Source organism: Streptomyces sp. CNB091 (assembly GCF_000377965.1).
In genome coordinates this window covers 275,329-298,983 of sequence record NZ_KB899001.1, presented here as the reverse complement: position 1 = coordinate 298,983, position 23,655 = coordinate 275,329, and the positions used below count along the sequence as shown (strand labels likewise).

General features: G+C 70.3%; 19 protein-coding genes. 4 read left to right on the top strand and 15 right to left on the bottom strand.

The annotated features are described in order from the left end of the window. The 7 genes from D581_RS0122230 to D581_RS0122200 all read right to left on the bottom strand — a co-directional run bounded on the left by D581_RS0122230 (position 1) and on the right by D581_RS0122200 (position 8,254). Entirely contained in the window at positions 1-588 is a 588-nt protein-coding gene (locus D581_RS0122230) for a GNAT family N-acetyltransferase (RefSeq protein ID WP_018959410.1), read from the bottom strand. After that, entirely contained in the window at positions 585-1,862 is a 1,278-nt protein-coding gene (locus tag D581_RS0122225; RefSeq protein ID WP_018959409.1) for a lysine N(6)-hydroxylase/L-ornithine N(5)-oxygenase family protein, read from the bottom strand. The genes D581_RS0122230 and D581_RS0122225 overlap by 4 nt, the downstream gene beginning before the upstream one ends. After that, entirely contained in the window at positions 1,846-3,294 is a 1,449-nt protein-coding gene (locus tag D581_RS0122220; protein ID WP_018959408.1) for a pyridoxal phosphate-dependent decarboxylase family protein, read from the bottom strand. Before D581_RS0122220 ends, D581_RS0122225 begins: the two co-directional genes overlap by 17 nt. Positions 3,295-3,648: 354 nt before the next feature. Next, on the bottom strand, positions 3,649-4,689 hold the full coding sequence (locus D581_RS0122215; protein WP_469220109.1) for a hypothetical protein: 1,041 nt from the start codon (positions 4,687-4,689) through the stop codon (positions 3,649-3,651). Positions 4,690-5,006: 317 nt separating this feature from the next. Beyond that, positions 5,007-5,864 (bottom strand): siderophore-interacting protein, encoded by an 858-nt coding sequence (locus tag D581_RS0122210; protein ID WP_018959406.1) that lies wholly within the window; start codon positions 5,862-5,864, stop codon positions 5,007-5,009. A 123-nt stretch (positions 5,865-5,987) separates the two neighbouring features. Next, the gene (locus tag D581_RS0122205; protein ID WP_018959405.1) at positions 5,988-6,644 is read right to left on the bottom strand and encodes a GNAT family N-acetyltransferase; all 657 of its coding nucleotides are present in this window, start codon (positions 6,642-6,644) and stop codon (positions 5,988-5,990) included. A gap of 137 nt (positions 6,645-6,781) precedes the next feature. Next, positions 6,782-8,254 carry an MFS transporter gene (locus D581_RS0122200; RefSeq protein ID WP_018959404.1) on the bottom strand — a complete coding sequence of 491 codons (1,473 nt, stop codon included), beginning with the start codon at positions 8,252-8,254 and terminating at the stop codon, positions 6,782-6,784. A gap of 229 nt (positions 8,255-8,483) precedes the next feature. On the opposite strand from D581_RS0122200, the gene D581_RS0122195 reads away from it, so the two are divergent. Together D581_RS0122195 and D581_RS0122190 are read left to right on the top strand one after the other, a co-directional pair. Next, a complete protein-coding gene (locus D581_RS0122195; RefSeq protein ID WP_026290786.1) occupies positions 8,484-8,927 on the top strand; it encodes a winged helix-turn-helix transcriptional regulator in 444 nt (147 codons plus the stop codon). Positions 8,928-8,980: 53 nt separating this feature from the next. Next, positions 8,981-9,544 (top strand): DUF1707 and DUF2154 domain-containing protein, encoded by a 564-nt coding sequence (locus D581_RS0122190; RefSeq protein ID WP_032752869.1) that lies wholly within the window; start codon positions 8,981-8,983, stop codon positions 9,542-9,544. 229 nt (positions 9,545-9,773) lie between these two features. Here the strand turns inward: D581_RS0122190 and D581_RS0122185 are convergent, their stop codons facing one another. Continuing rightward, the gene (locus D581_RS0122185) at positions 9,774-13,397 is read right to left on the bottom strand and encodes a WD40 repeat domain-containing protein (protein WP_051114620.1); all 3,624 of its coding nucleotides are present in this window, start codon (positions 13,395-13,397) and stop codon (positions 9,774-9,776) included. 536 nt (positions 13,398-13,933) lie between these two features. On the opposite strand from D581_RS0122185, the gene D581_RS01000000137555 reads away from it, so the two are divergent. Then, positions 13,934-15,178, top strand: a complete 1,245-nt coding sequence (locus D581_RS01000000137555; protein ID WP_486585870.1) for a glycosyltransferase family 39 protein — start codon at positions 13,934-13,936, stop codon at positions 15,176-15,178. Positions 15,179-15,419: 241 nt separating this feature from the next. On the opposite strand, the gene D581_RS0122175 is transcribed toward D581_RS01000000137555, so the two are convergent. Further along, positions 15,420-15,776, bottom strand: a complete 357-nt coding sequence (locus tag D581_RS0122175; RefSeq protein ID WP_018959399.1) for a hypothetical protein — start codon at positions 15,774-15,776, stop codon at positions 15,420-15,422. 144 nt (positions 15,777-15,920) lie between these two features. Further along, the gene (locus D581_RS0122170) at positions 15,921-16,430 is read right to left on the bottom strand and encodes a hypothetical protein (protein ID WP_026290784.1); all 510 of its coding nucleotides are present in this window, start codon (positions 16,428-16,430) and stop codon (positions 15,921-15,923) included. 396 nt (positions 16,431-16,826) lie between these two features. Between D581_RS0122170 and D581_RS0122160 the strand changes: the two genes are divergently transcribed. After that, entirely contained in the window at positions 16,827-17,477 is a 651-nt protein-coding gene (locus D581_RS0122160) for a DUF7691 family protein (protein ID WP_026290783.1), read from the top strand. Positions 17,478-17,940: 463 nt separating this feature from the next. On the opposite strand, the gene D581_RS0122155 is transcribed toward D581_RS0122160, so the two are convergent. The 5 genes from D581_RS0122155 to D581_RS0122140 form a co-directional block, all read right to left on the bottom strand. Next, positions 17,941-18,618, bottom strand: a complete 678-nt coding sequence (locus D581_RS0122155; protein WP_018959395.1) for a YdcF family protein — start codon at positions 18,616-18,618, stop codon at positions 17,941-17,943. Between the two features lie 16 nt (positions 18,619-18,634). Continuing rightward, positions 18,635-19,234, bottom strand: a complete 600-nt coding sequence (locus tag D581_RS1000000141345) for a GIY-YIG nuclease family protein (RefSeq protein WP_158688623.1) — start codon at positions 19,232-19,234, stop codon at positions 18,635-18,637. Between the two features lie 303 nt (positions 19,235-19,537). After that, positions 19,538-20,704: an acyl-CoA dehydrogenase family protein gene (locus D581_RS0122150; RefSeq protein WP_018959394.1), complete on the bottom strand. Its 1,167-nt coding sequence runs from the start codon at positions 20,702-20,704 to the stop codon at positions 19,538-19,540. Between the two features lie 7 nt (positions 20,705-20,711). Next, a complete protein-coding gene (locus D581_RS0122145; protein WP_018959393.1) occupies positions 20,712-21,692 on the bottom strand; it encodes a hydroxymethylglutaryl-CoA lyase in 981 nt (326 codons plus the stop codon). Continuing rightward, a complete protein-coding gene (locus D581_RS0122140) occupies positions 21,689-23,650 on the bottom strand; it encodes an acetyl-CoA carboxylase biotin carboxylase subunit (RefSeq protein ID WP_018959392.1) in 1,962 nt (653 codons plus the stop codon). Before D581_RS0122140 ends, D581_RS0122145 begins: the two co-directional genes overlap by 4 nt. Between the last annotated feature and the right edge of the window lie 5 nt (positions 23,651-23,655).

The window sequence follows — 23,655 nt, the reverse complement described above, 5'->3', positions numbered from 1 at the left end:
TTACCTCCGGTTGCTGCTTCGAACTGCTGCTTCGAACTGCGCACGGGTGCAGGCGCTGAGCAGGGCGTTCTTCTCCGGTTTGGCGATCTCCCGGAGCACGTCGAAACCGACGGCCTTGTTGAGGGCCTGCACGGCGCTGTTGGTGACGTCGGGCTCGACGACGACCCGGCGCACCGACGGGTCGGCGAAGAGGAAATCCATCACGGTGGTGATCACGGCCCGGGTGAAGCCGTGCACCGGGGTGTCGGTGGGGGCGACCAGGAAGTGCATCCCGATGTCGCCGGGCTCCGCCTCGTACAGCCCTTTCAGCTCGACCTCGGTGGGGTCGTAGCGCTCGATCAGGAAGGCGGGCGCGCCGTCGTGCAGCCCGATGAACGCGTCGTGGTGCGGGTGAGCGGCGATGGACCGGTACTCCCCCTCCACGTCCGCGATCCCGGCGTCGCCCATCAGCCAGTACGCGGCTTTGGGGTGGGTCACCCAGCCGTGCACCAGTGCGGCGTCGGCGGCGGGGTCCAGCGGGCGGACGGCGAAGGCGCCGAGTGTGTCGGGGCGGGGTTGATCGGGGCGACGACTGCCGGGGCGGCTCATACGGCGAACTCCTGGAAGGCGATGGACTTCTCGACCGGGTAGACCTCGCGGCCGAGCAGCTCGCCGATGATGTACGCGTTGCGGTAGGCGCCCATGCCGAGGTCGGGGGAGGTGATCGAGTGGGTGTGCACCGAGGCGTTCTGGAGGAAGACCCCGCGCCCGGTGGTGTCGATGCTGTAGTTGCGGGCCACGTCGAAGCGGCCCCGGCTGTCGTGGCGCAGCCGCCCGGTGACGGGCGCGAGGAAGGCGGGCGGCTCGTACCGGTAACCGGTGGCGAGGACCAGGCCCTCGGTGGTGAGCTCGTAGTCCTTGCCCTGCTCCTCCTGGCGCATCCCCAGGCTGTACGCGCCGCCCTCCGCGTCGTAACGCGCGCTGACGAGAGCCGAGTTTGACAGCAGCCTGGTCGGCGCGGGGCCGGCGACGTTCTTCTGGTAGAGCAGGTCGAAGATCGCGTCGATCAACTCCCCGTCGATGCCCTTGAACAGCCCCTTCTGACCGGTCTCCAGCCGGTAACGGGTCTCCTCGGGCAGCGCGTGGAAGTAGTCGATGTACTCCGGGGAGGTCATCTCCAGCGTCAGCTTGGTGTACTCCAGCGGGAAGAACCGCGGGGAGCGGGTGACCCAGGTGAGCCGGTAACCGTATGTGTCGATCTCGGAGAGCAGGTCGTAGTAGATCTCCGCCGCGCTCTGCCCGCTGCCGACCAGGGTGATCGACTTCTTCTTCTGGAGGCCGGCTTTCCCGTCCAGATAACGGGAGTTGTGCAGGAAGTCCCCGCCGAGCCCCTGACAGGCCTCCGGGATGTGCGGCGGGGTGCCGGTGCCGAGGACCAGGTGCCGGGAGCGGAACAGCTCACCGGAGGCGGTGCGCACGGTGTAGAGCCCGGAGCCCTCGTCGTACGTCACGGTCTCGACGGTCTCGCCGAACCGGATGCCGCTCAGTTTCGCGGCGGCCCAACGGCAGTAGTCGTTGTACTCGGTCCGCAGCGGGTAGAAGTTCTCCCGGATGTAGAAGGAGTAGAGCCGGCCGCGTTCCTTGAGGTAGTTCAGGAACGAGTACGGCGAGGTCGGGTCGGCCATCGTGACCAGGTCCGACATGAACGGCGTCTGGAGATGGGCCCCTTCGAGGAACATCCCGGCGTGCCACTCGAAGTCCGGCTTGGACTCCAGGAAGACGCCGTTCAGCTCGTCGATCGGCTCGGTCAGGCAGGCCAGGCCGAGGTTGAACGGGCCGAGCCCGATCCCGATGAAGTCGTGGGGCTCAGGAAGCGCGGTCAAGGGAGTCTCCCAGGTACTTCTCGGCGTGGCCGGCGATCAGATCGAGGACCGCGGCGATGTCGTGCACGGTCGTCTCGGGGTTGAGCAGGGTGAACTTCAGATACTGGCGCTCGCCCACCTTGGTGCCCGCGACGACGGCCTCCCCGGACGCGAACAGCGCTCTGCGGGCCTGGAGGTTGGCGCGGTCGATCTCGTCGGGGGAGGTGACACCGGGCGGGATGTAGCGGAAGACGAGCGTGGAGAGCCGCGGCTCGACGACCACGTCGAAGCGTGGGTCGGCGGCGAGCAGCCGCCACCCCTCGGCGGCCAGGTCGCAGACCTCGTCGAACAGTTCCCCGATGCCGTCCGCGCCCATGACGCGGAGCGTCATCCAGAGCTTGAGCGCGTCGAACCGGCGGGTCGTCTGGAGCGACTTGTCGACCTGGTTCGGTATCCGCTCCTCGGCCATCCGGCGCGGGTTCAGATACTCCGCGTGGTACGTCGCGTGCCGCAGGGCCGCCCGGTCGCGGACCAGCAGCGCCGATGAACTCACCGGCTGGAAGAAGGACTTGTGGTAGTCCACGGTGACCGAGTCGGCGCGCGCGATGCCTTCGAGCAGCCCGCCCCGCGCACGGGAGGCGAGCAGCCCGCAGCCGTACGCGGCGTCCACATGCATCCAGACGGCGAACTGCTCGCAGAGCGCGGCGATCTCGGGCAGCGGGTCGATGGAGCCGAAGTCCGTGGTGCCGGCGGTCGCGACGACGGCCATCGGGACGGTCCCCTCGGCACCACAACGCTCCAGGGCGCGGGCGAGGGCCACGGTCCGCATCCGCTTGTCGCGGTCGACGGGGACGGAGACGACGGCGTCCGGTCCGAGGCCGAGGAGCCCCGCGGACTTCTGCACGCTGAAGTGGCTGCACTCGGAGGTGAGGATCCGCAGCCGGGTGAAGTGCTCCGGCCGGACCTTCGCCTCCTCCCGCGCCAGCAGCAGGGCCTGGAGGTTGGACTGCGTACCGCCGCTGGTGAAGATGCCGTCGGCGGCCGGGCCGAGCCCGATCCGCTCGGTGGTCCAGTCGATCAGCCGGCGCTCGATGAGGGTGCCGCCCGCGGACTGGTCCCAGGTGTCGAGGGAGGAGTTGACCGCGGAGAGCACGGCCTCGCCGAGCAGGGCGGGTATGACGACCGGGCAGTTGAGGTGGCCCAGATAGCGGGGGTGGTGGAAGTAGACGGCGTCGCGGAGGTAGACCTCGCCGAGCTCGTCGAGGGCGGCAACGGTGTCGCCGAGCGGCCGGTCGAGGTCGATCGCGTCGACGACGGGGGAGAGCTCGTCGACACCGATCCCGCTGAAGGGGCGCTCGGTGGCGGCGAGCGTGGCCGCGACCCGTTCCACTCCTGCGGAGACGGTGTGCCGATAGTGGTCCGCGGTCGTGTTGTTGAGCAGGTGCGAACGCATGGAGGGGTCCTCCCGGGTGAGGGGAACTTCATCGCGGCCCTCCGGGCAGGAAAGGGGGGAGGAGGACGCGATGTCAAAGTAAGGCGAGCCTAACCTAACCCGTAATCGATCGTTCCCCTCACCCCCTCACCCCCTCACCCCCTCGCCCCCTCGCCCCCTCGCCCCTCTCGTCTCCTCCCCTCTTGCTCCCTCTCGCCCCCTCGGCGGTCCTGAGGTCGACGCCGGAGCCGACCTCGCGCAAACGGCCGCCGCCGCCCCCGTCGGAGCGGGAACGGCGGCGGCCGAGGAGGGGGTACGGCGTTCAGGCCGGGGGCGTGGACCGCGTCCCGGCCGGCCGGGACGGAGCCGGGGCGGTCAGTGCTTCGGCGGGTTGGTCACCACCCAGTCGGAGTTCCGGAAGTGAGTGGAGACCCCGCTCCCCTCCTGAGACTTGTCGGGGGGCCCGGAGCTGGGGAACAGCGACGGCGCGATGGGCCGGCCCAGCCGCTCCTCCCATACGGTCGCCCACTTCTCGAGCTCCGGGAAGGCCTCCCGGACCGCCGTCCGGTTGATGAAGCTGTATTTCTGATGAACGAATCCCGTGCGGATGTCCGCATCGCTGAGCTTGCCCGCGCTCTTCAGCTCGTCCCACTTCGCCCGGGCCTCGGCCACCATGACGTCGGACGCGATGTGGAAGTCCCCGTCGCTGGGTCCGAGCGGCTTCCCGTTCCCGTCGAGCATCCCCAGTTTGTGCAAAGAGTCGAACGGGCGGCGCGCCGGGCGCTCGGCGGGAGGTGTGGAGCCCATCCACTCCTGGAACCTCGCCGGCGCCACCGGCTGCCCCGCCAGGTCCCGTTCGGTCGGGAAGTCCTTGTGGCGGCCCGAGAAGAAGAACGCCCATGACCCCTGGAGCCGTACGTCATAGTCCTGCGGGCGCTCGCAGGAGGAGCACAGGACCCTGAACAGGGAAGCCGACATGCGCTTGAACTGGTGGGGGGTCGTGCCCAACGGCGCCTGGTAGTTGCGCCACCACCTCACCTGCTGCTGCGTCAGCCCCAGGAATTCCAGGTCCCGGGGCTGGATGCGGTATCCCGTGTCATCGTGTGGCCATGCGCGGCCTCCCTCGCTCTGACTTCCCGGGACTCGGCCATCGGCGTCGATGAGCCCCTCGGCCTGAGCCTTCTGACGCCTTTTGAGGAAGCCCGGGTCCTCGTCGGCCGACGGGGCCGCCAGGACGGCCTGCCCGTGGACGCTCGCGGTGACCGGCCAGGAGGTTACCGCCGCGGTCGGGGCAACCGCGGGACCTGACAGAACCAGTGCCGCAAGGGCCAGTACTCCCAGCCTCAGACGCTGACGTGACACTCTTTCGCCTCCAGTGGAAAACACTTCGCACGGTTCACGCTTCTCGCGTTCCATGACTCAGAGTTACGCATATCGCTGCGTGTCACCGTCACAGCCACGCCGACCTCGACGGCCCGAGCCCCCCGTGCCCGGAGGCGAGGGGTGCGTGGTGGGTGATCACCGGGCCGATCATGGGTGGCTCGGCGTCCCAGGGCGGTGATTCCGGGCACGACCACCGGAACGGGTGAACCTCTGGACGGGCTCTGACCCGTGGCCGGGCAGTCAGGGAGCGTCTTCGCTGGTCACGCACGCCCGTCGAGGGTCGTCCAAGCCGCCGCCATCACCGACGCCCCCTCCTCTTCCCGCCGGCCGGCCGGGGGCTTCTCCGGCGGTTACGCCCCCGCTTCCGCTTCGGCCTCCCGAGCCTGCTCCTCGGGGAGTCCGCGTCGCCAGTACGCGGTGGACGTCACCCGCTCACGGTCGAAGCCCCGCTCCTGGACGAGGTGGTGACGCAGCGCCCGTACCCCGGACGCCTCGCCCGCGATCCACGCGTACGGAGTGCCCTCGGGCAGCTCGGCGGCGCGCACGGTCTCCACACCGCAGGCGGCGCCTTCGTTCCGGACGAGCCAGCTGATCCGGGCCTTCGCCGCCGTGTTCAGCGCCTGCCGGTCCTCGGTGCGCGGCACCTCCAGCCAGGCCCGGGCCGGCATCCCCGCGGGCAGCCACTCCAGGGCGGCGGCCGCGGCGGGCAGGGCGGTCTCGTCGGCCCGGATCAGCACCCAGTCGGTGTCGGCCGGCGGCCGGAAGCGTACGGCAGCGTTGTCCGCCGCCGCGGGGCCCAGCACCGTGAGCGGGTCGCCGGGGGTGGCCGCCATCGCCCAGCGGCAGCCGGGGCCGCCGGTGTCGTGCAGCACGAAGTCGAGGTCGACCTCGGTGGAACCGTCCGCGCACAGCCGCTGGGCCCGTACGGCATACGAACGCGTCACCGCCCGTTCGTCCTCGGGCAGCGCCAGCCCTTCCCCGTGCCGCGCCCCGCTCCCGCCCGCCGGGGCCACCGCCTCGCTCATCCCCGGGCGGGGCAGCAGGATCGCCAGGCTCTGGTCGCGGCCCCCGCCGCTGAAGCCCTCGGCTCCCGGCCCTCCGAGCGTGACCCGGAGGATGGACGGGCCCAGCCGTCTGGTCCGCAGGACGATCAGCCCGAAGAGCCGGAACGGGGCGACTTCGCGGGCGGTGGCAGTCGTCGACGTCAACGGGGCTCCTCCGGGGCGGGCCGGAGCGGCGGACGGACAGGCCCGGCTTCCGACTGGGGCGATCCGAAGGAAGGTTAGCCTACCCTTGCCTAGTGGGGTGGTGTGATGCCCTTGACCGCCGCCTCAGACCCCGAACTCCGCCCGGCAGGCCGCGAGTCCCTCCGTGGTCACGTCCACGTTCCGGTGCGCCTCCCACCGTGCCCGGTTCAGGCGCAGCCGCCGCAGAGTGACGGGAGCCCCCCGTACGACATCCGTCTTCAGCCCGTCGTCCAGGTATCCGAGCCGCCGCGAGACCCCGAGCGAACGGGGGTTGTCGGTCATGGCGGCGGAGACCGCGTACCGCGCGCCGAGCTCGGCGAAGGCGAGGTGAAGGGCGGCGGCGCGCATCTCCGTACCGAGCCCCCGGCCCTGGTACGGGAGCCCGAGCCACGACCCGGTCTCGGCCTGCCGTCTTACCCCGAACTGCCGCCCCATCAGGTCCTGCCGCCCGATGACCTTTCCCTCGTGAAGGACGGCCAGGCTGAGCGTCCAGTCCTGGGCGGACCAGCCGGCCACCGTCCCCAGCAGGTGCTGGAAGACCGCCCGACCCACCTCGTCGGGGGTCCCGTCGGTCCACGGCACGTTGAACGGCATGCGGTCCGCGTCGTGCACACCGTGAGCCGCCACCGAGGCCAGCTCGTCCAGGAGACCGAGGTCGGGCAGCCGCAGTTCGAGGCGCGGAGTGCGGAGGCGAAGTCCGTAGAGGGGCCAGTGGTGGGCCGTGAGATCGGTGAGATCCATGAGGAGACTCTGCCGGACCTGTGCGCGAGGTGTCGACCGGAATACGGGGCGGGGCGGGGCGGGGGAGGCGGCGTACGGCTGGGGGGGGCGGGCGGGCCTCCGCCCGAACCCCACAGCGGTACCTCCCGTCCGCTTCTTCAGGCGCCGATCGCGGCCGGCCGCTCGACGCCGCTCGCGGCATCGTTCCCGCCCGGCGAGGCCGCGCCGCCCCGACCGCCGTCGCCGGACGAGGGCCCGCCCGTCGCCGCCGCCCGTCGGGCGCGGAGACCGAACGCGCTGACGGCGGCGGCGGTCAGGGCGGCGGCCAGTGGGACGACCAGGGCCGCCCGGTACCCGTCGAGGAGGGCGGCAGGTGAAGTCCCGTCCGTCGCGCCGATGTTGACGGCAGCCACGGCGGACAGTCCCAGCGCGGCCCCGAACTGGAAGGACGTGTAAAGCAGCCCGCCGGCCACCCCCTGCTCCTCCTCGGCGATGCCACCGGTGGCCACGATGGTGAGGGGCCCGTAGACCAGGGAGAACGCCACACCCAGGAGGAGCAGGCCCGGGAACATCGCCGCGTACGTCCAGTCCGCGGCGATCGGCAGGAACAGGGCGTACGCCAGCGACGCGACAAGCAGCCCGCCGAAGATGACCCGGGCGTTGCCGAACCGGGCCACCAGCCTCGGGGTGAGGAGCGGCGAGAGGACCGCGTCCACGCCGATCACGATCAGCGCGAAACTGGTCTGGAGGGGCGACCAGCCGCGCAGTTCCTGGAGGTAGAGCACGGCGATGAACTGGAAGCCGAAGAACCCGGCGGCGAACAGCAGTCCCGACACATTGGCGCGGACCAGTGCCCCGCTGCGGAAGAGGCCCAGGCGCACCAGCGGTGAGGACGAGGCGCGCTCGATCAGGACGAACGCGAGGAAGAGGAGCAGGGCCGCGCCGATCGTGCCGACGGTCCGGACGGCCGGGACGTGCGTGGCCCGCTCGACGCCGAAGACGAGCAGCAGGATCCCCGCGGTGACGGTGACCGCTCCGCCCAGGTCGACGCCTTGCCCGGCGCGCTCCGGACGGGGCGAGGCGGGGACGAGGGCGAGCGCGGCGAGAAGGATGCCGAACGAGAGGACGACCGGGGCGAAGAACACCCAGCGCCAGTCGATGGCGGAGAGCAGCCCGCCGACGACCAGGCCGATCGAGAAGCCCCCGGCGGCGGTGCCCGCGTAGACCAGCAGGGCCTTGTCGCGCGCCGGCCCCTCCGGGAAGCCGGTGGTGATGATCGACAGGCCGGCCGGGGTCATGAAGGCCGCGGCGATCCCCGTCACGAAGCGTGCGACGACCAGCATCCAGCCCTCGGTGGCCAGCCCGCCCAGACCGGAGAAGAGCAGGAACACCACGAGCCAGAGGACGAACATGCGGCGACGGCCGAACAGGTCGGCCGCCCGTCCGCCCAGCAGCATGAAGCCGCCGTAGCCGAGGACGTACGCGCTCATCACCCACTGGAGCGTGCCGGTGGACAGGTCCAGGTCCTCGCGGATCGCGGGCAGGGCCACGTTGAGCATGGCCACATCGATGCCCTCCAGGAAGATCGCGCCGCACAGGACGAGCAGCACGCCCCGGGCGTGGCCGGTCATGCGGTCACTGCTCGATCCCGGAAGGGGCGGTGATGAGGACATGGGGCTTCTCCTTGAGTACGGACGGAACAGGCCTGACGAGGTGCCGCAACAGCGGTCGGCCAGAGCGGGGTTGGCGCCGGAGATCAACACAGAAAGGCGTCAAGCAGCCGCGAACGGGCCTGAGTTACCGAGTCGCCGGTCGGTTCCCTCTTGTAACCACCCGAAGCTTGCGGCACCGTGGGGAGGTATGGAAGAAGGCACTTCGAAGTCACCGAGTAACTGCGTGGATACCGGGGCCGGTCAGGACTACGACATCAGCCAGTGGGACGTCCGCGAGGGATGCGAGGTGCGGCAGATCCTCGACCGCGTCGCGGACAAGTGGTCGCTCCTCGCCATCGCCCACCTGGAACGCCGTACGCTGCGCTTCTCCGAGCTGCGCCGGCTGATCGAAGGCATCAGCCAGCGCATGCTGACGGTGACCCTGCGCCAGCTCGAACGCGACGGCCTGGTGCGGCGCACGGTCTACCCCGTCGTCCCGCCCCGCGTGGAGTACGAGCTGACGGAGCTGGGCGCGACGCTGCACACGACGATCAGGTCCCTGGTCGACTGGACCGAGAGCCACCAGCTGGAGATCGCGAAGGCGCGCGCCGACTACGACGCCCGCAAGGAAGCCGAGGTGTCGGCCTCCTGAGACCGTGGGACTTCACCATGTCCGCCGCGCCGGCGCCGCACTAAAGTGAAGCGGTGAACTCACCCCAGGGAAACGCCGCTTCGCGCGTGGGCGAAGACGACCGCGAGAGCGCCGTACGGCGCGTGCGGGAGGCGTACGCCGACGAGCACATCGGGCACGAGGAGATGGACGAGCGCCTCGGCCGGGTGCTGGCCGCCACGACGCAGGGCGAGCTCGCGGCGGCCGTCGACCTGCTCCCGGCGGAGGACCCGGGCGCCACGGCGACGATCGCCGCCGCCGGTGGACGGATCAAGCGGCGGGGCGCCTGGCGGGTCCCCCGCGTCCTCAAGGTCGAGTCCGCCTTCGGGCGGGTGCGGCTGGACCTGTCCCGGGCGGTCATCGAGTACCCGGTCGTCGACATCGAGCTGAGCCTCGGCACCGGCAACGCGAGGATCACGGTGCCGCGCGACGCGATCGTCGAGGTCGAGGGAGTGACGACCGGCTGGAAGGACCTGCGCTACAAGCCCCGGCAGCCGACCCGCCCCGGAGCGCCGCGCATCCGCTTCTCGGGGGCGGTCGGATACGGACGGCTGAAGATCCGCCACGCCTGGCGCCGAGGCGGCCTGACGGGCTCATGACCGGGCTTTCACCGTGACGGGGCCCCGGGCGGCCACCTGAATGACGGCTCCCGCATGCGGCGAGGGGCGGACGGGCGTCTGCTGGGGACGAACGGCTTCCGCCACGTCACCCCCTCGAAAGGCACCGCCCGATGGCTGACAAACCCGCGATCGTCCTGGTCCACGGCTTCTGGGGCGGCGGCGCCTACTGGGCGGGAGTCCGAGCAGTTGCGTCAAATGTCTGGCTACCTCAGCAGGTCTGCCGGTAGGAAAGCTCGGGCAGGTAGGCGTCCCACTGTTCCGCCCCGAGCCCGCCCTCAGCCCTTTCGCACACCTCCCACGCGGCCTGCTGCGGGTCGAGTACACCGACCTCCCGGCGCACGCTGTGCGGGGTCGCGATTCGCAGGTGGTCGCTGCCGTCGGTGAATCCGAGGCCGAGGATCCGGTCCGCGCCGACCTGGATGAGGGTGCCCGGGGTGCCGGGAGAGGCGGTTTCCCAGACGCGTACGGAACCGTCCTGGGTTCCGACCGCGACGAACTCGCCGTCGGCCGAGAAGGCGACGGGCAGCGGTTCGTTCCGTGCCTCGTGGTCCGATTGTGCGAGGACCGCGTTGCGGTGCCGGCCGAGGCTGTCCCAGAGGGTGACCCGGCCGTCACGGGTGCTGACCGCCAGGTGGTTCCCGTCCTGGCTGAACCGCGCAGCCTGCAGCGTTTCCTGGCCGTGCAGGCCGGTGACTCTGCGGCCGGTGCCCAGGTCGTACTGATCGCCGTTCGACGCGAGCAGAGCAGTCGCGTCCGGTGTCAGGAAGACGGAGGACGTCTCGGTCCGGGTGCGCAGCAGACGGCTCCTGGCCTGCTCGGAGGCCCGCCACACCTCGACGACGCTGGGGTCGTCGTTCTGCCCTCCGATCGGTCGAGACGTGGCGAACAGCAGGGACGCGGCGTCCGCGCCCACGGCAATGGTCTCGATCAGTTCCGGCACCCTGATCCGCGCGGTCTCGCGCCGGTGATCCACGTTCCACAGGCGAACCTCGGAGCCTCCGTATGCGACGGTACGGCCGTCGGGCGAGAAGGCCACGTGCGGTGCCGTGTCCCTGCGGGCCCGGCCCGGCAGGGCGGTCGTCCTGCCGCCGCGTTCGTGCAGCCGGAACTCCCAGTCCTGGCCGTCCCGCCGTGTCGTCACGGCCGTGGCTCCGTCCGCACTGAACTCGGCCTGCTGGTAGCGCTGTCCTTGCCGCCCGGATGCGGTTGCCGCCAGTACGGCGCGAACATCGAGCGTCTTCACGGTGCTCGCCCCGCCGACGACGAAGCGCAACACCCCGTCTCCCGGATCGACCCGTGGCTCGACAACGTAGGGCCCCTCCGGTGTGTAGGTCGTCAGCGGGCGGTCCGGGTGAGCGGCGTGCCACAGGGCTATGTCACGGCCCTGGGCGGTGACGGCGTACGCCCCGTCGGTGCTGAAGGACGCTTCCGGCCTGTCCTGTCCGCCCGTCTTGATCCTCGGCCGTTCCCGGCCGTCCCGCACATCCCAGGTACGGACTCCGCCGTCCACGCCGACGGCAAGGGCGCGGCTGTCGGGCAAGAACGTGAACCGGGCTCCCTCGTCGCACAGTTCGCGGCCCGCCTCGCGGGTCCAGGGTGCGGGCATTCGGCGCTTCGACTCGATGTCCCAGACCGAAAGCCGGGCGCCCTCGTATGCGCAGGCGGCCAAGAGCCTACCGTCGGGGCTCAGCTGGGCGAAGGGGCCGTCGCCCTCGCGCGATCCCGCTGTGAACACGAGCCGACCCGTCTCCACGTCCCACACCTGAACCCTGGACCCGCTCTGCTCCTTGTCGGCGTCCTCGGTGAGGAGCAGCCGCCCGTCGGGGCCGAACTCCGCTTCCGGATAGCCCCCCTGAAGGCGACCGAGTCGGTGCGACCGCTGTCCGTCGTGCAGGTCCCGCACGACGACGGCACCCCGGCTGTCGAGATACGCGACCCGCCCGGCGTCGCGGCTGACGGCGAGAACCGATGCGAAGGCGTCGCCCGGGATCCTGGCCTCGCCCAGTGAGCGGCCGGTGCGTGAGTCCCATCGATACACACGGTCCCTGCCGACCTTTGTCAGGATCCGGCCGTCTGCACTGAGTCGTCCCTGGGATTGCAGGTCACCCGTGCCGTCGCGCGGTGTGAACGACGACTGCTCGCGCTGGGAAGCGGCACCCCGCACCGCCTCCCGGGTTTCCGGCAGGTCCGCGATCCGCCAGGACGCCACGCTCAGCCGCATGGCCAATCGCGGGTCCGAGGCACGTAGGGCGGTCGCGACAGCGACGACACGGCGGGCCTCGGCCTCGTCGTGGCGGCGGTCGCTGACACGGCTCTGCTGCCAGGCCACCGTGCCGGCGACCGCGGCCAGGCACATCAGCAGCGCGAGGGCCGCCAGCAGAAAGCGGCGGCGGCGCGCACCACGTACGCGTGTGCGTCGTGCCTGCTCGTGGGCGACCAGGCTCGCGAGATGGAAGTCGCCTTCCAAAGCCGTCAGCTCGCCGGAACTGCTCGCGTCCTCCCGAACCCGGTCGTACCGATCACCAAACGCCTCACGAGCCGCCGAGAGCCGTACGCCCCGGTACAGGGCTCCGGGATCCCGGTCCAGTGCCTCCCACACACGGGCGGCCTCCGTCAGCGCACGATGCAGACGCAGCCGTTCCCGGTCAGCCTCGATCCAGCCCCGCAGCCGTGGCCATGCGGTGAGCAGGGCTTCGTGTGCGAGGTCGACCGTGGCACCGTCGACGGTGAGCAACCGAGCCCGCACCAACTCCTCCAGGACGGCCGACTCCGCGATTGCCGAGGGTATTTCGGCTCGGTCCACGGGCCGACGGGTGTCCTGCGTGCCGTCGCCCGGCCAAACCAAACGCAGCAGCAGCCGACGGGCGACGGCGGCCTGCTCGTCGGTGAAGCGGGCATACACCGCCTCCGCGGTGTGGGCGATGGCTCCGCGTATCCCCCCGATCGCGTCGTACGCCTGCTCGGTGAGGGTCTTGCCCCGGCGCCGGCGCCAGACCTCAAGAAGGGCATGTGCCATGAGCGGCAGACCACCCGGCTGACTCTCGACGTCGGCAACGATGCGCGCGGTCAACGCCTTCTCCACGACAAGACGATCGCGCTGTGCCGGCCCGATGATGGCCTCCCTGAGCTGGGCGGACGTCATCGGGCCGACGAGGAGCGTGGCGGATCGCAAGGCGTCGGCGAGCGGACCGTGGTCGGCACAGCGACCGTAGAAGTCGGCGCGCACGGCGATGACAACGCGTACTCGGCTCCCGGGTGCGCGGGCGGCGAGCAGCGCTTCGACGAACCGGGCGCGGGAGGAGTTGTCCTGGCAGAGCGTGAACAACTCCTCGAACTGGTCGATCAGGACGATCGTGTCGCCCTCTTCGGCAGCAACCGGTGCGAGCAGGGCAGGGTCGGGGTGATCCGACGGAGTGATGACACGGACGAGGGCGGGCCTGCGCCGCGGATCCTGTTCGCCGCGCAGGGCGGGGACGAGCCCAGCGCGCAGCAAGGAGGACTTGCCGCTGCCGGAGCCGCCCACCAGCGCGACGACGCGGTGGCGGGCGACGGCGGCGGCCAGTTCCGCGACGAGTTCACCGCGCCCGAAGTAGGTGTCCCGGTCGTCGGGCTCGAACCGGGCCAGGCCCTTGTAGGGGGAGGTCGCCACCTCCTCCATGGCCCCGGCTTCCTCGGCAGCGTCTGCCGTGGCCGTGCGCCAACGCCGCTCCCATTCCGCCTCGTCGCCACCGCAGGCACGCACATAGGCGAGCAGCACGGGCAGCGTCGGCACCCGTCCACCAGACGCAGCGGCGGACAGGGTCGGGGCCGAGAACCCGACGTGCTCAGCCATCGCCCGATATGTGGGTGTGCCGGCTTCCCCGCGCAATTTCCGCAGCTCGTACGCGAGGCGTGGGGCGGCGCCCGCAGCCGGGTCGAGCGGCTTCTCGCGGCGCCCCATCGGTAACTCCCCCATCACGTGATGCGCGCCTCTCCTGCCACGGCCGCGTCCCCCATCAGCGCTACGACCCTATCGGCAGGCGTTCCTGCTGTTCGGCGACCTGCCGGGAATTGATTGGTGCTCGGGACGGGGGCTGCGCATCAATTCCTCGGCGGCTGGACTCGGCCTACCCCACCCGTCGAGGCACACAGGAGCCAGTCATCGCCACCGCTCAGGTCCTCGGACCCCCCGCTCCGTCCTGCGCCGCGCCCGACCCTCGCGTGCCGGCGGTACTCGGTCGGCGGCGCGTTGTCGTTGTGCCGGTGCTGCTCACGCTCGCGCTCGGCCTCTGGGGGGTTCGGCGCGGTGATGCCGTATGGCATGACGAGGCCGTGACGATCGGGCTCGCGAGTCGTGATCTTCCCGCTCTCTGGCAGACGTTGGGACGCGTGGACGCCGTGCACGGTCTCTACTACCTGTTGATGCACTGCCTCTTCGGCGTCTTCGGCACCGACGTGGTCGTACTGCGGCTGCCCTCCGTGCTCGCGATGGCAGCGGCCACGGCCGGTGTCGCGATACTCGCCGCGCATCTGGCAGGGCCGCGTGCCGGGTTGTGCGCGGGCATCGTGTTCGCCGCGCTGCCCGGGGTGCAGCAGTACTCGCAGGAGGGTCGTTCGTACGCGCTGGTGTGCGCCCTTGTTGTCTGGGCGACATACACCTTGGTGCGAGCGGTCGAGCGCGACCGGCGGGGCATGTGGGCGGCGTACGCGGGGCTGCTGCTCGCGGCCTGTCTGCTGCACGAGTTCGCGGTACTCGCGTTGGCCGCGCATGCCCTGTTCGTGCCGCGTGCGAGGCGCCGGATCTTCGCCGAGACGGCTGTGTCTGTCGTGGTGGCGCTCGCCCCCCTTGTGCTGGTGAGCATGCGGCAGTCCAGCCAGGTGGGCTGGCTGGACGCCACGAAGCCGGGCGAGTACGCCCGCTTCTCACTCATGGCCGGGGCGGCCCTGGCAGCGGCGGCGCTCGCCGGGGCGCGGCGGACCCGCACCGCACACGGGGGTCGGCTGATCGCCCTCGGCCTCAGCCTCTTCCTCGCGCCGACCGGACTCCTGATGCTGTTGTCCCTGGCCAAGCCGCTGTACCTGGACCGATATGTGGTCTACGGCGACGCAGGCCTTGCGCTGCTCCTCGGTGCCGCGTTCGATCAGGCGCTGCGGCTCAGGCCCGGGGTCCGCGCGGGTGCGGTCATCGCGGCTGTTGTCGCCTGCGTGGCATTGGTGCCGGCCACCCTTGAGCTGCGCACCCCCGCGAGCCGCTCGGACGACATGACCACACTCGCCGCAACCCTGCGCGAGACCACCCGGCCCGATGCCGGCGTGGTCTACCTGTCCGTAAAGCGCCGTGCGTGGGAACTCGCCGACTCCAGGCCCGGCGCCGGAGTGGATCTTGCACGGGCACGTGGCCCGGCCGCCTCGCACAGCCTGTACGGCACTGAGGTGCCGCCCGACGAACTACGCGCTCGGATGCTCACGCGCTACCGGATCGTCGCCGTCGACTCGCCGTCCGGCGTCGCGGTGGAAGACGACGCCCTGGCCCGCGTGAAGCGGGACACGCTCGCTGACCACTTCGAGGCATGCAGCGCGCGCACAGCCGACGGCTCAGCGATCACGGTGTACGCACGCCCTGGCCACTGCTGAGGCCGGGAGGGCGAGCATCTTGCGATTGCGGGCCCTCGCCTCGTGCCTCTTCCGCCTTGGTGGTCCGGGCACTGAGGCAGCGCCACGTTGCCTGCGTAGTCGGTCTTGGTTGGTTGCAGCTCTGGTTTTCGCGGGTGTTGGCCGCGAGGGAACGTGCCGATCCGAGTTTGATGATGTCCTCGATCGTCTGCCCGGTCAGGTTCCGGCGTCGCAGTGCCACCGAGCGGCGGGCTGCAACCTGCTACTCCGCAGGAAGGGGATTCAACGGGATCTGAGACAACGCCCAGCGCGTGTAGGTCAGTAGAGCCTCGCCGGCGATGTCCTCAAGCCGGTCGAAATCCTCCGACAGCACGTCGAGCAGGAAGTGCTCGACTTCGCGGTCGGCCCGCTTGATCAGGACGAGGCAGCGATAACAAGGCTTGGGAGGATGCTCAAGGAGGATCGCTCGCAGAGACCCGTTCGCATCGTCGGCCAGGTGCTGATCAAGCCATCCAGGCTCGCGTCCCCTGCCGAGGTTGAGGCGCTTACTCCTCGAACTTAGCTCTACGAGGTCCTGCTTGTTCACACGCTTGATCGCTTTGGGCACCTTCTCCAGCATGAGAGCAGGTTATCCACCAACAGGCAGAATGTGAGGTGCGGCCAGCACCGACCACGCCCCTGCGGCGTCCCAGCACACAGAATGACTGCGCCGAAGGTAAACCGAAGTCTGTTCAGCGGGAACTCGAGGGTCGGCCCGTGTGCTTCAGCTGGGCGAGTCCGTGCGTTCGGTGGGAACCGTGGGGTGGGCTGCGAGGCGGCGGGCTTCGGCGGTGACCTCGGCATTGACCTGGTCCAGGGTTCTGTCGCCGTATTCGAGGATGTCGTACTCGTCGTCGAGTTCTGCGAGGCGCTCGGTCAGGGGCAGCTCGTGTCCGTGGCGCTGGTGAATCCGGAAGGTGAACTCCCAAGGCCTGAGCTCTCCGGCGAGCATGCGGCGTGCGAGGGCTCGAGCGGCGGCTTCCTGACCGGTCTCGCTGTCGACCGGATAGAAGACGAGGCCGAGTTCGTCGAGTGCTGCGGGCAGTAGGTCGTGGACGTCGTAGTCCGCCTCGGCGCGCGTGCAGGCGGCGAGCATGCGAAGGCCGGGGGTGTCGAGTCCGGCGACGAGAGCAGCACAGGCGGCATTTACCACGTCGATCGCGCGGGTTTCTCCTATGCTCCAAAGGGCGGCATGGTCCTGTAGAGCGCTTGCTGCTGCTTCGGTGGACGTCACTCGTCCATGGTCCCTTCGCGGTGAGTCCAGGTCGACCGGATTTCGTCGAAGGTGTTGTTCGGCGACCCGTTCCAGCAGGGCACCGCCCGCCGCCAGGTCCTCGGCGACGCCCTCGCCGGGCCACCCTCCGGGAGAACATCACCCTCGGCCAGGGCGACCAGAGCGAAACCGCCGTCCTGGCCGCCGCCCGGGCCGGCGCCACCAAGGTCGTCGACGCACTCCCTGACGGACTCGACACCGACATCCGCCCCTCCAAGTCCGGCGGCCAAGGCCATCAAGGAGAAGGACCGGGGTCGACCTGCTGTATCTGCGGCACATCCGGCCACCGCTACGAGGCCCGAGGAAGTGTTGCAGTCCGCGACGGGTGTGTCAGCCCCCGCTGGCACCATTGCGCCCATGAGCTACAACATTGCCTACTCCACCGCCGACCAGGCCGACGTCCTGGCGTTCCTGGGCAACAGCCGCGCGCTGACCGCAGATCAGGAGCGGCGCCTTGGGAATATGCTGAAGTTCGCGCAGTCGCGTCAGGAGGGTCTCGACCACGAGGGCATCGACTGGGGGCTGTCCATCCCGGAGGCTCTCGATCACCTCCTCGCGGGACACACCTCCTCCGAGGCGGAGTGCGCGGGCAACTCATACACCGCGGCGTTGCAGATCATCATCGACCGCAACGCCTCCGATCCGTCGCACTTGGGAACCTACTCGAAGCCGTCGACATTCTTCAGCCTCGTCGACGAGGAGATGCGCCGCCTCGGCGTACCGCTGGACCTGCTGCCCCACGGCTACCTGTACGGCGGTCTGCCGGAGCGCTTCCCCCACATCCCGCACGCGTTGGACGGGTACCCGGCCATCGGCCATCTTCCGCTGGACAGGGCCAAGCCTGCGGCCGATGCCTACCGTGCCGTCCTCGACTGCATGGACCCGGACTTGCGCTACGACGTTCAGGAACTCATCGACAAGCTCGATGTCGAGCACGACGAATGGGAGACGGCGACGAAGCACGTTTCCTGGTACACGCAGGACACGCTCTCCTTCAGCCTCACCTGATCGGGCACCCGGCCGACGTGCGCGGGGCACGCGCTACTGCGCGCGACGGAACCGTGCCAGCCGAGCAGGTTGAGCAGAAGTCGGGTGGAGGCTTCCGCGATCACAGCCGTGCGGTCGGAGACCGCCAGAAGTTCCAGGACGGGTGCGATCACGGCATCAAGCGTGGACCAGTATGGGCTCCTGCCGAAGTACTGCCGCAGCAGCATGTCCACTCTCTTGCGGTTGAGCGCCGAGCCCACGATCCGCGCTTCTCTGACGCGACTCCGCCGTTCCCGCGGCAGGTGGGCGGCAAGAGTGAGCCACAGCTGCTGTTTTGGGTCCTCCGGTGCTGGTAGTCGTGGCGGGCGAACTGCACGTTGTCGAGCACGATCCAGCAGTCCGCCGCGCACAGCTTGGCCGGCGTGCAGAGACCGGGGGAGAAGTTGGGTGGTGGATGGAGCAGAGTCCGTCCGCTGCCGACCTGTCAGGGTGTGACGAGGCGACTGGTGAAGCCTGCGGTGCGGAGGGTTTCGTAGGCGGCGCGCACATCCTCCGGGACTTCCTGCTCGACGGCGAATCCGAGTTTGGGATACTCGATCACCCGTTGGAGGTCGCCGACGAGCATGTCCAGGACGAGCTTCTCGTCACCGATGCTCTTGACGTAGTTGTCCAGCTCCAAGGGCTCGGAGGCACAGCGCACATCGACCTCGGGCCAGAGCTTGCGGGCGGTGGCGTACGAACGGCGCTCCATGTACGGCTTGGAGACCAGCAGTACCGAGGCCGGGGAAATTCCGGCATCAGCGAGCACCTGTCGGGAGTACGTGATGTTGTGGCCGGTGTTCCCGGCGCAAGGCTCCAGGAGGATCGCCTCATCGGGTACTCCGAGGGCGAGGGCGTGCTCCTTGTAGTGGACGGCCTCACCACGGGGGAAGCGCGCCGCCGTAGTCGGGCTGTTGCCGCCCGTGAAGACAAGGACAGGGAAGAGCCCGGCCCGGTACAGCCCGGCGCTCGTGGTCGCCACGCCGAGATCGTGACTGCCGAGCCCGATCGCCACGTCCGCCGGACGAAGTTCGTGACGCATCTGGTGGTAGTCCCAGATCAGCCGGGCACCCGCCCACTGCTCGTCGCTTACGGCCTGCTGGATGTCCGTCGGTCCCGTCACTGGTGTCTCTCCTCAATCAGTGGCGCCCGGGGCCCTTCGCCCCACCGTGCTTCCGCCAGGCCCTCGCCTCCGCTGCCATCGCCGCACGAGCCAGCTTGATCCTGCGGTCGCCCGGGCTGCCTGTCTTGGCCAAGTTGAGAGGCGGTCGTAGCGCGTGGAGCACGGCAGTCTCCACCTCGTCGAGGACTGTGCCCTCAGGTCCTACCCACACCGAGAGCCGCAGCCTCGCGTGCATCCATTCCGTCAGCCGCTCATCTCCTCTGCTCTCCAGGGAGTAGTTGGCGCTGCCGTCAGGCTCAGCGAGGTTGCGGGGCACTGCTCGTAGTCCGAGTGGTTCCCGCAGGAGCGCCGAGAGTGTCCGCCGTAGGGTGGAGGAGCCAGTCCTGCCCGTTGCGAAGTGTGTACGCAGGTCGCGCCCTACCAAGTTGCGCTCTGACTTGCCCACGTAGAGGGGCCGGCCGGCCGTACCTGTTGCGAGTTCTCCGATCGCCAGCACCTTGCCATGGACCGCATAGAGGCCTGCCGCATGCGGTACCACCTCAAGGGCTTCCTCTGCTGTGTACTGCGGGCCATCGGCCAAAGCAGCGAGAGCGGCACACACGATGGCTTCGTCCACAGTGAAGAGAATAGAGGCTGGGTACGACAGACCAGCCGCTCCGTGTTTCAGTGCCTATGCCCTGGCGGCGCCTGCGATGGAGGCGGCCGACGTCAGCACGCTTCAGACCGAAGAAGTCACGGATGCGGCGTGGCTGCCGGTAGATGCCCTCGCTTCGCGGGGAGTTGGGCCGCAGGGTGTTGAGCGCACTGCGCTGAATGGCACCCCGTGACATAGACCATGGGGCATATCGGGCTTGACCGGCCGCCACGGAATGTTTCACGGCGGCCGGTCGGCAGTCTCGGAGTATCGGGAGGCGGCAGATCAGCCCGGCAGCCCCAACTCCCGTGCGATCAGCATCCGCTGCACCTCGCTCGTTCCCTCGCCGATCTCCAGGATCTTCGAGTCGCGCCACATCCGCGCCACCGGGTACTCGTTCATGAAGCCGTAACCGCCGTGGATCTGCGTCGCCTCCCGGGCGTTGTCCACCGCCACCGTCGAGGAGTACAGCTTCGCGATCGCTGCCTCCTTCTTGAACGGTTCGCCCGCCACCAGCCGCGAGGCCGCGTCGCGCCAGCCCACCCGGGCCATGTGGGCGCGCATCTCCATGTCGGCGATCTTGAACTGGATCGCCTGGTTCGCGCCGATCGGCCGGCCGAACGCGTGGCGCTCGGCCGCGTACTTCACCGACTCGTCCACGCAGCCCTGCGCCAGGCCCGTGGCCAGCGCCGAGATCGCGACCCGGCCCTCGTCGAGGATCCGCAGGAACTGCGCGTAGCCCCGGCCCTCCTCGCCCAGGAGGTTGGCCGCCGGGACGCGGACGTCGGCGAAGGACAGTTCCCGGGTGTCCGAGGCGTTCCAGCCGACCTTCGAGTAGGGGGCGGCGACGGTGAAGCCCGGGGTGCCGGAAGGCACGATGATCGCGGAGATCCGGGGGCGGCCGTCCTCCTTGCGGCCCGTCACCGCCGTCACCGTGACCAACTCGGTGATGTCCGTACCGGAGTTGGTGATGAAGCACTTAGAGCCGTTGATCACCCACTCGTCCGTGGCCTCGTCCAGCACGGCCGTCGTGCGCGTGCCGCCCGCGTCCGAGCCGCCGTCCGGCTCGGTCAGGCCGAACGCGCCCAGTGCCTCGCCCGCGCACAGCTTCGGCAGCCACTGCCGCTTCTGCTCCTCCGTGCCGAACAGGTGCAGCGGCATCGCGCCCAGCGAGACCCCGGCCTCCAGGGTGATCGCCACCGAGGAGTCGACCCGGGCCAGCTCCTCCAGCGCGATCCCGAGCGCCAGGTAGTCGCCGCCCATGCCGCCGTACTCCTCCGGGAACGGCAGCCCGAACAGGCCCATGCGGCCCATCTCGCGCACGATCTCGTACGGGAACTCGTGGCGCTCGTAGAAGTCGCCGATCTTCGGCGCGACCACGTCGTGCGCGAACGCCTCGACCGTGCGGCGCAGTTCCTCGTGTTCGGCGGTCAGCCGGTGGTCCAGGGGCATGGGTGGCTCACTCCTTGTGGGAGGGGGAAGAAGAAGAGGAAGAGGAAGGGGTCAGGGCGCGGACCGTGCGGGATGGGCTCGGTCGGCCCAGGTGTCCGGCGAGCCAGACGCTGGTGGCGGTCAACTCGTCGAGGTCGACGCCCGTTTCGATGCCGAGGCCGTTGAGCATCCACACGAGGTCCTCGGTGGCGAGATTGCCCGTGGCGCTCTTCGCGTACGGGCAGCCGCCCAGGCCGCCCGCCGAGGCGTCGACCGTGCTCACCCCGTGCTGGAGTGCAGCCAGGGTGTTGGACAGTGCCTGGCCGTACGTGTCGTGGAAGTGGACGCCGATGGATTGGGTGGGGACGGAGGCCTCGTTCAGCGCTGTCAGCAGGGTCGTTACGTGGCCCGGCGTCGCCACCCCGATCGTGTCGCCCAGCGACAACTCGTCGCAGCCCAGATCCATCAGCGCCTTCGCGACCCGGACCACCTGTGCCACGGGCACCGCGCCTTCCCACGGGTCGCCGAAGCACATCGACAGATAGCCGCGCACCTGCGCCTTCTCCGCCTTGGCGCGGGCCACCACCGGTTCGAACATGGCCAGCGACTCGTCCACGGTCCGGTTCAGGTTGCGGGCGGCGAACGTCTCCGTCGCCGAGCCGAACACCGCGATCGACCGGGCCCCGAGCGCCAGCGCCCGGTCCAGGCCGCGTTCGTTCGGCACGAGGACAGGGAGGGAGACGTCACCCACGTCCGCGATGTCCCCGAGGAGGGGGAACAGGGCTTCCGCGTCCGCCAGTTGGGGCACCCACTTCGGGTGCACGAAGCTCGTCGCCTCGATCGTGGTCAGACCGGCCACCGCCAGCCGGCGGATGAACTCCGCCTTCACCTCCGTGGGAACGGTCTCCTTCTCGTTCTGGAGGCCGTCCCGGGCGCCTACCTCATGGATACGGACCCGGGCCGGCAGCCCGGGGGTCGGGACCTCCATGGGGAGCGTGCGCGTGGTCATGAGCCCTCCTCGGCCGAAGCAGCCGCCACGGGGACGACCACCACCAGAATCTGGTCCATCGCGACCGTCGCGCCCGCCGTGACGTCCAGCTCGGTGACGGTCCCCGCGTGCGGGGCGGAGATCACGTGCTCCATCTTCATCGCCTCCACCACGAGCAGGCTCTGCCCCGCCTCGACCTCGTCCCCGACGGCGACCTTCACCACCGTGACCGTGCCCGGCATAGGGGCCGCCAGGGTGTCCGCCCCGCCCCGGCCCGCCCCGCTCAGGGACGCCTCCACCGGATCGTGGTCCTGGACGTGCCAGGTGTCGCCGTCCCGGCCGAGCCAGTCCCCGGAGCGGTGGAAGTGGCCCACCGCGCCGTCGAGTTCGACCGTGACCCGGTCCGCCGTGACCGTCGCGGAGGCCGGAGCGCTCCGGACGACGGGTTCATGTCCCGCTACTCGCAGCGGGAACGTCAGCGGCGCCCGCACACCCCCCGTCCGCCACCCGCTCGGCACCGAGAACGGGTCCGTCCAGCCGCCCGCGTCCGGCCGGGGCTCCAGCGCCTCCCGGCGGACCGCTGCCGCCGCCGCGTACACCTCGTCCGGCACCCCGTCCGGCACCAGACCCTGCGCCTCGCGTTCCACGAGCCCGGTGTCCAGGTCTCCGGAGACCACGTCCGGGTGGGCCAGCAGACGGCGCAGGAAGCCCGCGTTGGTCGGGACGCCCAGGATCACCGTGTCCGCCAGGGCCGCCCGCAGCTTGCGCAGCGCGCTCGCGCGGTCGGGGCCGTACGCGATGACCTTCGACAGCATCGGGTCGTACAGGCTGCCCACCGGCACGCCCTCGCTGAGCCCCGAGTCCGTCCGCACCCCGCCGCCCTGCGGCTCGCGCAGCGCCAGCACCGTACCGCCGGAGGGCAGGAAGCCCCGGGCCGGGTCCTCGGCGCAGACGCGGGCCTCGATCGCCCAGCCGGTCAGGGTGATGTCCTTCTGCGCGTACGGCAGTCGCTCGCCGGACGCCACCCGCAGCTGCCACTCCACCAGGTCCACACCGGTGATCAGTTCGGTGACCGGGTGCTCGACCTGGAGGCGGGTGTTCATCTCCATGAAGTAGTACGAGGACGGGTCGTCGCCCGGGACGATGAACTCCACCGTCCCCGCGCCCGCGTACCCGCAGGAGCGTGCCGCCTGCACGGCCGCCTCGCCCATCGCCGCCCGGGTCTCCTCGTCGAGGAAGACCGAAGGGGCCTCCTCGATGATCTTCTGGTGGCGGCGCTGGAGCGAGCACTCGCGCTCGCCGAGGTGGATCACGTTGCCGTGGGTGTCGGCCAGCACCTGGATCTCGATGTGGCGCGGCCGGTCGATCCACCGCTCCACGAGGAGGGTGTCGTCGCCGAAGGAGGCCCGTGCCTCGCGGCGGGCCGCCGCGATCTCGTCCGCCAGCACCGCCGCGTCGCGGACCAGGCGCATGCCCTTGCCGCCGCCGCCCGCGCTCGGCTTCAGGAGGACCGGCGTGCCGATCTCCCGTGCCGCTTCCTCCAGTTGGGCATCGGTCAGGCCGCTTCCGGAGGAGCCGGGCACGACCGGGACCCCGGCCGCCGCGACCGTCTCCTTGGCCCGGATCTTGTCGCCCATGAGGGAGATCGCGGAGGCGGGCGGGCCGATGAAGACCAGCCCCGCGTCCGCGCACGCCTGCGCGAAGCCGGCGTTCTCCGCCAGGAATCCGTACCCGGGGTGCACGGCCTGCGCGCCGGTGCGGCGGGCCGCCTCCAGGAGCGCGGGGACGTTCAGATAGCTCTCGGACGCGGGCGGCGGGCCGATCCGGACCGCCGTGTCCGCCTCCCGTACGTGCCGGGCGTCCGCGTCCGCGTCGCTGAAGACCGCGACCGAGCGCACGCCCTGCTCCCGCAGGGTCCGGATCACCCGGACCGCGATCTCGCCGCGGTTGGCGACCAGAACGGTGTCGAACATCGTCATCTGTT